Origin of the sequence: Streptomyces sp. NPDC005774 (assembly GCF_042871645.1) — a bacterium.
Taxonomy (GTDB): domain Bacteria; phylum Actinomycetota; class Actinomycetes; order Streptomycetales; family Streptomycetaceae; genus Streptomyces; species Streptomyces pratens.
The window spans coordinates 46,370-53,406 of the sequence record NZ_JBIAIV010000050.1 but is presented as its reverse complement, the minus strand read 5'-3'; the positions used below and the strand labels follow the sequence as shown (position 1 = coordinate 53,406).

Annotated in this window: 6 protein-coding genes and 1 pseudogene; 4 read left to right on the top strand and 3 right to left on the bottom strand. The window is 71.2% G+C overall.

Features of this window, described 5'->3' with window-relative positions; all coding sequences use genetic code 11:
• Nucleotides 1-269: 269 nt before the first annotated feature.
• Entirely contained in the window at nucleotides 270-1,508 is a 1,239-nt protein-coding gene (locus ACFYQA_RS31970) for an IS701 family transposase (protein WP_388925377.1), read from the bottom strand.
• Between the two features lie 205 nt (nucleotides 1,509-1,713).
• Between ACFYQA_RS31970 and ACFYQA_RS31965 the strand changes: the two genes are divergently transcribed.
• The 4 genes and pseudogenes from ACFYQA_RS31965 (at nucleotide 1,714) to ACFYQA_RS31950 (ending at nucleotide 5,167) form a co-directional block, all read left to right on the top strand.
• Nucleotides 1,714-2,217 (top strand): GNAT family N-acetyltransferase, encoded by a 504-nt coding sequence (locus tag ACFYQA_RS31965; protein WP_388925374.1) that lies wholly within the window; start codon nucleotides 1,714-1,716, stop codon nucleotides 2,215-2,217.
• 231 nt (nucleotides 2,218-2,448) lie between these two features.
• Entirely contained in the window at nucleotides 2,449-4,014 is a 1,566-nt protein-coding gene (locus ACFYQA_RS31960) for an ArnT family glycosyltransferase (protein WP_388925386.1), read from the top strand.
• A gap of 97 nt (nucleotides 4,015-4,111) precedes the next feature.
• A pseudogene (locus tag ACFYQA_RS31955) lies at nucleotides 4,112-4,437 on the top strand (MurR/RpiR family transcriptional regulator); the annotation flags it as partial.
• Nucleotides 4,438-4,792: 355 nt separating this feature from the next.
• The gene (locus ACFYQA_RS31950; RefSeq protein ID WP_388925371.1) at nucleotides 4,793-5,167 is read left to right on the top strand and encodes a hypothetical protein; all 375 of its coding nucleotides are present in this window, start codon (nucleotides 4,793-4,795) and stop codon (nucleotides 5,165-5,167) included.
• Nucleotides 5,168-5,207: 40 nt separating this feature from the next.
• Here the strand turns inward: ACFYQA_RS31950 and ACFYQA_RS31945 are convergent, their stop codons facing one another.
• Both ACFYQA_RS31945 and ACFYQA_RS31940 read right to left on the bottom strand, forming a co-directional pair.
• Nucleotides 5,208-5,996 (bottom strand): peptidoglycan-binding protein, encoded by a 789-nt coding sequence (locus ACFYQA_RS31945; RefSeq protein ID WP_388925368.1) that lies wholly within the window; start codon nucleotides 5,994-5,996, stop codon nucleotides 5,208-5,210.
• A 73-nt stretch (nucleotides 5,997-6,069) separates the two neighbouring features.
• A complete protein-coding gene (locus ACFYQA_RS31940) occupies nucleotides 6,070-6,909 on the bottom strand; it encodes a hypothetical protein (RefSeq protein ID WP_388925364.1) in 840 nt (279 codons plus the stop codon).
• Nucleotides 6,910-7,037 lie beyond the last annotated feature (128 nt).

Sequence of the window (7,037 nt, the reverse complement as noted above, 5' to 3'; positions counted from 1 at the left end):
AGTTGCGCTCGCGTCATGCACTACGGACTACCTGATCCGCCCCCGATGAGGGGACGGAACTCGCAGATTGATCGCAACCGGATACAGGCCCTAGTACTCCAGCAGTACTTCGTGGCTTGACGTGGGGAAACGTCGAGCGGTGGGAGTGTAGCGGGCGGGATACCGTCACGGACGGCTTCTGCCCACAGGCCCCTCGAAGGAGTGCCCACGACGGCGATAGTGGCAGCGGCGGGCCACCGCCTGGCGTCGTCGGCGCCACCGCGACCAACTCAGCGCGCGGGTGCGGGCGCGGGGATCTCGGGGCGCACGAGCTGCCAGGAGCCGCCGCACTTCTGCCACAGTGAGCGCGATGACCTCTGCATCCTCACTGGTAGACCCCCCTTTTCGGCTGCTTGCGCGCTCATCACGGCGAGGAAGGCGTGGGCGAGCATGGCGAGGGTGATGTGCCGGTACCAGCCCACGTAGCGGCGGACCTCGTACTCGTCCAGACCGCACTCGTTCTTCGCCGCCTGGAAACACTCCTCGATCACCCACCGGACGCCGGCGACGCGCACCAGCACGTCCACGCCGACATCCAGCGGCGCATAGCCGAGGTAGTAGGCGATCTCGTCCGGCCGGCTCACGCTGCGCCGTGCCAGCGCCCACCGTCGACGGATCAGCACACCGTCCTGGTAGTCGTACTCGGCCACCGGGCGCAACTGCACGGCCGCCCAGTCGTACTCGCGCTGCCCCTTGGCTCCCGCGCCGCAGGAACGGCGTTCCCAGGCCTGTTCGGGGGCCTGGTCGAAGACCATGTCGATGCGCGGGCCGGCCAGGGAGAACTGGGACTTGGGAACGGCCAGGACGTAGCCGACGCCGGATGTTTCCAGCATCCGGCGGAAGCGGTTGTCCTGTCCGTAGGCGGCGTCCGCCGTCACCCAGGCGATCGGCAGCGGCGAGGCCAGCGCCCTGCGGACGATCGTCGCCGCGAGGGTGTTCTTGGTGGCGAACTCCCGCTGATCGGGGATCTTGGCCGCGCGGCAGCGGTCGCGGTCACCGGTCCAGGACTTGGGCAGGTAGAGCTCCCGGTCCACCAGGGCGCGGCCGGCCGTGCTGGCGTAGGCGGCGAAGACGCCGATCTGGCAGTTCTCGGTGCGGCCTGCGGTGCCGGAGTACTGCCTTTGGACTCCGGCGGAGGTGGTGCCCTTCTTCAGGAACCCGGTGTCGTCGATGATCAGTACCCCGTCGGGGCGGCCGAGGTGTTCGGCGACGTAGGTCTGCAGGTCGTCGCGGATGTCGTCGGGGTTCCAGCGGGCTCGGGAGAGCAGGTGCTGCAGTCCGTCGGGGGTGGAGTGTCCGGCGTGTTCGGCGAGTTGCCAGCTGTTTTTGCGGGCCACCGGGGCGAGCAGTGCGCGCACGTAGTCCCGCATGCGGCGGCGTGGTTCGATGCGGCCGAAGTGGTGCCCGATGGTGGTGAAGAGGTGGTCCAGGTCGCGGTCCCAGGTCTCGGCTGCCTGTTCGGTGATCACGGCCTGAGGCTTCCCAGGGCCCGGGTCGACCTTGCCGTCGTGGGCACTCCTTCGAGGGGCCTGTGGGCAGAAGCCGTCCGTGACGGCATCCTGCCCGCTACACTCCCACCGCTCGACGTTTCCCCACTTCAAGCCACGAAGTACTGCTGGAGTACTAGCTGCTGCCGATGGACGCGGCTCGGTCCGGTGACTCATGCTCCGGTCCATGATTCGAACCGCCACCGTGCACGACGTCCCCGAGATCCACGCGATGATCCGCGAACTCGCCGCCTACGAGAAGGCCGCCGCGCAGGCCCGCGCCACCGAGGAGCAGCTGCGCGAAGCCCTGTTCGGCGCGCACCCCGCCGCGTCCGTCCTGATCTCCGAGGACGACGCCGACGGCCGGATCGCGGGCTTCGCCCTGTGGTTCCCGCGTTTCTCCACCTGGACCGGCACGCGCGGGATGTATCTGGAGGACCTCTTTGTACGCCCGCACACCCGGGGTGCCGGGCATGGCAAGGCACTACTGGCCGCCCTCGCGGCGATCTGCCAGGAGAACGGTTTCGAGCGCTTCGAGTGGGTGGTGCTGGACTGGAACGAGCCGGCGATCGGCTTCTACCGGTCGCTCGGGGCGGAGTTCCTGGACGACTGGACGGTGTGCCGGCTGAGCGGCGGCCCGCTGGCGGACCTCGCCGCTCACGCGCCGGCCGTCGCGCGGCGCACTCCCTGACGGTCGCCGGGCGCACCCTGGGTCCGCCCCGAAGGAACGGCACGACCCACCGGCCCCTTGACACCCGTCCGGGGTTCGGCGGTGCGAGAGTGGGGCGGCATGAGTCGGCTTTCGGTGGGGCGCGGGCAGCAGCGAGCGTTGCTCGGCCGGGGTGAGCGGGGCCCTGTGCCGGCGGTGGCGGCCGTGGTCCACTCGCCCGGGCCGGGGCGGCGGTGGCTGGTGGCCGTGTTGATGGTGCTGCTGCTCGGGCAGATGGCCGTCGCGATGGTGACCGCCGCCGTGTGGCAGACGCCGACGATCGACGAGCCGGTGTACGTGGGCACGGCCGCCGTGTTTCTGGAGGAGCACAGCCTGCGGTACAACCCCGAGCATCCACCGCTCGGGAAGCTGGTGGTCGCCGCCGGGGTCGCGGTCGCGGATCCGCACCTCGATCCCGGCTTCCGCGGAAGCCAGAGCGAGTTGGGGCGGCATCTGCTGTACGAGTCGGGCAACGATCCCTGGCGGCTGATGCTGTGGGCCCGTCTTCCGGTGATCGCACTGACGCTGCTGTTCGGGCTCGTGGTGTTCGCCTTCGCCCGCCAACTCGCGGGTGACGCGGGCGCTTTGGTCGCGCTCGCGCTGTACTGCCTCTCCCCCGACGTGATCGCTCACGGTTCGCTGGCGACGCTCGACGTACCGGCCGCCGGGTTCGTCCTGACCGCGGTGTGGCTGCTGTGGCGGGCCCGGCTGCGGCCCCGGCTCCATCTGCCGCTCGTGGGTGCGGCGTTGGGGGCTGCGCTGGCGACGAAGATGAGCACCCTGCCCGTGGTTCCGGTGGTGTTGGCGCTCGCCGCGGTGTCCGTCCGGTACGCGTCCACGGGTGTGGCGGGGCGCCGGCTGCTGCGGGCGCTCGCCGGTTGCGTGGTCGTCGGGCTGATCGCGGTCGCCGTCGTCTGGGCCACATATCTGGCCGTCGATCCGCGACTGCGCTGGGCTCCGCAGCAGCAGGTGCCCGTGGTGCGCGGACTGCGGGGCCTGGCCGTGGAGCTGATGCCGTTTCCGGAGCCGTACCGGGACGGCATGCGCATCCAGTTCGCCCTCGAGAACCACCCATGGGAGGGCTTTCTGTTCGGCAGGCTCTACAGCGGTTCCCTCTGGTACTACCTGCCGGCCGCGCTGCTGGTGAAAACGCCGCTCGGCGCGCTCTCGCTGTGGGCCGCCGGAACCGTCGTGGTGGTGGCGGTGCGGCGGCTGCGGCCCGCGGCGTCCTACCTGCTGGCGGCCCCGGCGGTGCTGCTGGCCGCCGCCATGTACGGCAGCCGGGACTTCGGCACGCGGTACGCCCTGTTCCTGCCGATGTTCCTCGCGATGGCGGCGGGGTGCCTGGTCGCGGTGCGCCGACGGTGGGTGCCGGTGGTCGCCGCGGTGCTGGTGGCGTTCGTCGCGGCCGGCTCGCTGCGAGCGTATCCGTACTATCTGCCGTACGCCAACGAGGCCTTCGGCGGCCCCGCGAAGACCCGGCTGCGGCTGCACGACTCCAATGTGGACTGGGGCCAGGATCTCGGCCGGCTCGCCGACCGACTGCGCGAGCGGTACCGGGGTGAGCGGATCTGGCTGGTGTACAAGGGCAGCGGGGTGCCGTCGTACTACGGCATCCGCGCCACCGATCCGCTCCGGCTGCCGCCGGGCCGGGTGCACGGGGTGCTGGCCGTGTCGGACTCGGCGGCGGCCAAGGCGACCGGCAGGTTGGCCGAGTTGATCGACAGCAGCCGCCCGGTCGACGACGTCGGCCACTCCATCACCCTCTACCGGCGGTGACGCGGGCCCGTACGAACGTCGGCCGCCCGGCAGCCCTCGGTATCGCTCGGTATCGCTCGGTATCGCTCGGTATCGCTCAAGTCTGGTCGCCACCGTGCGTGAACCAAGCGGCATCTGGGTGCTGGCTTTCTCCATGTCGCGGCACGCCCAGGAGACCCTGACTGCGGTGCGGGTCGCCCGGGACGCCGGACTGAAGGTCGCACTCATCACCGACCGGGCACTGGGCCCCTCGCGGACGAGGCCGACGTCACCTTCGCCACCGGTACCGGTTCACGCCTGGTGTTCGACTCGTACGCGACTCCGGACGTGATGTGCGCGGCGCTGCTCCAGGCCATGACGGATGCGGACCCGGAGCGGACACAGGCCCTGCTCGACGAGTACGAGCAGGTCGCCGACCAGCACCAGTTCTTCCTCAGGCACTGAGCCCCTCAGGACCCGTTCCCCGCCGGCACCGCCAAGCGGACCTTTCACTTCAAAGCACGCATGAATGTTTTCATGCACCTTGCAAACCACATGGCATATGTAAATACTGCTGACGGATCACGACATGTCCACTCCGGACCGCGATCCCCATCCACCGCGTCATCACCCGCTCCGCCCGGAAAGCCGACGGTCCGCCCTTGCGCAGCCAGACACCTTCGCAGCGGATGACGCCGGCCCCGACCGGACACCTGCACGAACGTCCGAACCCGCCGGCTCCTACCCGCTCCGACGGCCGCGCCGGACCAGGGCCGCCCCACCCGTCGCCCACCCCAGCGACGCCGCACACCCGGAAGCGATGATCATGACCGTGACCTCCACGCGCCTCAGTCCGGACTGGCCCTGCCAGGTCAAGGCACCCGGCAGCTACGACTGGGAACGCTCGGCGGCCAAGTGGCTGCGCGAGCTGGTGCCGGCGCGCTACGCGAGCTACCCCGCGTTCATCCGGCACCCCGTCCTGCTGGCGCGGCACGCCCAGATCCAGGTCGAGCACGAGATCCGAGTGACGCGCACCGCCCTGCAGACGGCACGGGCCGACCTGCCCCGGCTCGGCCTGCACGAAGGAGTCATCGAGCACACGATCAAGCTGTACGCGGCCGAGGTCCTGCAGTTGCAGCACATCGCGCGCAGCGTGCGCGCGGTCACTCGGGCCCTGGTGGAATCGGGTCGCTGACCGGTCGGAACGCACCGGCTCGGAACGCACCGGTCGGGCGTCACCCCGTACGGGACTCCAGCGCGCGGCGGGTGTCGTCGCCGTAGACGCCGGTCTCGTCCCCCTGGACGCCGTACCAGAGCTGGAACCGGGCGACGGCCGCGGACAGGGTGGCGTCATAACGGCCGCCGGTGGCGCCGTCGCGGTAGACGTCCGGGACGCGCAGGAGGCGTTCCTGGAGTTCGGCCACCTCGGGGCCCGAGTCGCCCTCGCTGAGGAATCCGGGGGCGGCCGGGGCCCGCTCGGGCGGCGTGGCGGGCGCTGTCGCGGGCGGGCTCGCGGAGGGGCGCGGGTCCGGCACGGCTCGGTCCTCGGCGCGCTGCCCCAGGAGCAGGACCGCACCGCCGAAACCCAGTACCGCCGCCGCGGCCACGGCGATCGCCACGGCTGCCCGCCGCGTCGCGGGGCCGTGCGGGGGCGGACGCACGGGGGTGCGTGAGGTCCGGCCGGGCCCAGTGCTGTCGCACGAGGGGCCTTGGGGCGCACGGCGGCCGGGTGGCGTGCGCCCGGATGCCGGACCGTGGTGGGTGAAGCTCTCGTCGGCGGGGCCGGGCACGGTCGTCGGCGGCCGGGCGGGCGGTTCGGGAGCGACCGACGGGAGCTCCTGTGTCTCGTCCTCCGCGCCGGTCGCCGGCCGGGGCAGGGTGACGGACTCGTAGTCTCCGCACTCCTCCCGTTCGAACTCCTTGAACAGTTCGGCGAGGGCGTCCGTGCGGCGCGGGCGCAGGACGCGGACGGGCTCGAGGGGCGGGCCGTCGTGCGGCTGCCCGGGGTCGGACGGCGTCGGCACGCTGCTCTCCTTCCGCTGCGCACGAGGGCGGAGCCGCCCACGAGAAGAGATACGCGCCCAGAGGGGCGGAAGTTCAGCCGGCGGCGCGCAGAAAACGGTGCAGGGAAGCCGTCATGGCGGACACGAAGGACTCCCGGGACTCCGCGCCCAGGGCGTCGAGGGACAAGTACGGGTTCAGGTCCTCCAACTCGACCAGCAGCAGTTCGCCGTCCGGGGCGCGGCAGGCGTCGACCCGCTGGATGCCGTGGTCGAGGGTGTTCCAGTCGATGAAGCTCCGGGCGAACTCCAGGTCGCGCGGGGTGACTTCGTAGGGCTCCAGCTGCCAGCGCCGGCCGGGGTCCGGGGCGTACAGGGCGTACTGGAGGTCGTGGTCGACGAAGTAGAAGGAGACCTCGTACGCGAAGTCGATGTGCGGCTGCACCAGGACGCTGCCGTCGATGAACTCCCGCACGGTGTCCCCGGCGACGACGCGCAGCCCCATCGAGTCGGCACCGAGCCTGGGTTTGACCACGTACCGGTCCGCCGCGGGCAGCAGTCGCAGGTCCTCGGCGCGGTCGACGGTGGGGATCACCGGCCGCCCGGCGGCGCTCAGTTCGAGCAGGTACTGCTTGCCCGCCATGTCGCCCCGGCCGGTGAGCGGGTTGTAGACCGGCTTCCCGGTCTCCATGGCCCGCCGGCGGAAGGCTTCGTAGGCCTCCGGGTACGTCAGCACCGGGCCGCTGTTACGGACGACCACGGCGTCGAAGCCGTCCAGCAGCGCGGCGGTGTCCCGCGGGTGGCAGAGCGCCAGGTCGAAGTCGGCGCGCAGCCGGGAGGTGAGGTGGGCGTCCTCGTCGCCGTAACGGCGCCCGCGGGCCGGATACGCCAGGTCGGTGACGTACAGGAGGCGGGGACGGGGGTGGGCGGGCGCCATGCGGGGCTCCTCGGAGGACGACAGAGGCTTGATCATATGAATTGATACGCAGGTATAGAAACAGCCCGGGGACGCGGTGGACGCAAAGAAGGGGTACGGAGTGCCTTTACGGGTGGCACTGAGTGCCA